Genomic DNA, 1,873 nt, shown 5'->3' with positions numbered 1-1,873 from the left:
TGCGGCCCGGCCGAAACCCATACGAGCGGGGTTCGAAACGGGCCTCCCACTCGGGTTCCAGTGCGTTACGCACCCGTGCCTGGTGACACCGGTCCATCAGCACGGGAATTCCGAGCGGCCTCAGCTTCGCACGGTTTGACGCCTTCGGAATGTACACGCGCTTGACGGCGGAAGGCTTCCAGGTCCGGATGCTTTCGTGTATACGCACGGCCACATCGGCCCTGTCCTCGGAGGTCAACGCGACCTCCCCGTCGATACCCGCCGTCTTGCGCCCAGCATTGCGCTGCGTCACCTGCCGCACACTCAACAGTGTGTTCGACCGGGAGCGCAGCATCAGCTTCTGCAGGTTTCTGACCCTGGGCCAGTCACCTTCCTGCGTCGCCTTGAAGATCCGCTGCCGCAACCGCCGTACCTCCTGCGTGCAGGCAGACCAATCGACCCAGTCCCAGTCGACCGCGTCCAGGTCCACCCCCATCGAGGGGTCCTCGGGTCCGTTCACCATAAAGGCGCCTAACTTGTCCTTCGGTTCCAGCCGTTTTAGCCGATTCAACTTCAAAGGCTCACCTGCCCAAGTGGGCACGCTTTCGCGCCCGGGCACACGGCCCGGTATCCGGCCAGTTATACGAAATGATCGGCGGAGGCCCGATCAACCTCTTTCGCTTTCCTGCCGCCTTTCGGCCACCGGCGTTGGCTTCGTGGGCATCCTGTACCCACCGGGGAATTGGGCCTTCGTTACCTCCGGCTTACCGCCCACCCAAAAGGCATGGCGGACCCCGACGGGGTTTCCGTGTTCCGCACGCATGAGACCCGGCTGGGGTTGGGTGCCCTCTGTACCCCGAGGACGGCGGTGTCCACACGGCCGCGCACAATCCTTGGCCGCCGCCTGCCGCCTTCCAGCGGCCGGTCCCTATCATCCTGGCGCCGCAAACCGTCCCAGGATGTGCAATTAACGAGGCATCAGCGAGGGTTCACTGGCATTCACCCCATGCCCAGCCTTCCCCTGGCCTGTGGACCCCGGACGGGGCGAGATCCCTTGGGCTTTCCCGTGAGCTTCGCACCCAACCACCGCTGGAAGCAGCAGCCACGCACGTCACGGTGAGGACAGGTCCCGGACACTGACCCGGACTACGTCGTCAACATCGGCTGACCCTCCAATCGGCGTAGTCACTCATCGCGTGCGACCTCGCGTCGCAATTGTGGTATTGCTTTCCTCGGCTGGACTTGTAGTCGAAATGCAAACTCGCGGTGACCCCGGAGGTGAACACTCGGGTGCGGAACCGGCCCGGCGTCGGCCGCTTGCGGCCGCGGTGCACGCGGCGCCCGAAGATCAGCGCGACCTTGTCCGGGCGGCCCACATCGAGGTTGTCGGCGATGACCTGTTCCAGGAAGATCCGCCCCGACACCGGCTTGTCCAGCATGTGGGTTAGGCAGAACTCCGCCTGATCGAGGGCGAGCTGGTAGTAGTAGCCGCCGAGGTTCTCGTCTTCCTCGGTGAACGGCTGCGGCAGCCGCTGCTGCCATTTGATCAGCAGCGCCTCGATGTGCGCGCCGCCGAAGCTCTCGCAGATCGCCTGCAACCCGGCGACGTCGTCGCAGTCGGCGAACCCGTTGTCGAGCGGGGTGAACCCGATGCCCGCCTTGTTCGCCTGCCGCTGTGCCCAATGGTTGCCGTTGACGATCAGCTGGGCGTTGAACGGGAAGTAGGTGCACACCCGCAGCAGGAACGGGCCGAAGTCGTCGTCGAAGCAGTACCAGTAGATGTGGTTGACCAGCTTGCTGGTCTTCTTCAACCAGGCGTAGGTGGCGCCGGTCAGTGGGTTGCGCCGCCGGGTCGAGGTCCACACCGTGGCCCGCTCCTGCGCGATCCCCACGT

General features: G+C 64.8%; 1 protein-coding gene and 1 pseudogene. Both read right to left on the bottom strand.

All coding sequences use genetic code 11. The features are described from left to right. The coding region (locus EET03_RS29590) for a reverse transcriptase N-terminal domain-containing protein (protein ID WP_208649168.1) at positions 1-475 on the bottom strand (475 nt) is incomplete at its 3' end. Between the two features lie 658 nt (positions 476-1,133). Continuing rightward, a pseudogene (locus tag EET03_RS30635) lies at positions 1,134-1,873 on the bottom strand (hypothetical protein); the annotation flags it as partial.

Source organism: Mycobacterium innocens, assembly GCF_900566055.1.
GTDB classification, from domain to species: domain Bacteria; phylum Actinomycetota; class Actinomycetes; order Mycobacteriales; family Mycobacteriaceae; genus Mycobacterium; species Mycobacterium innocens.
This window is presented reverse-complemented; position numbering and strand designations above follow the sequence as displayed.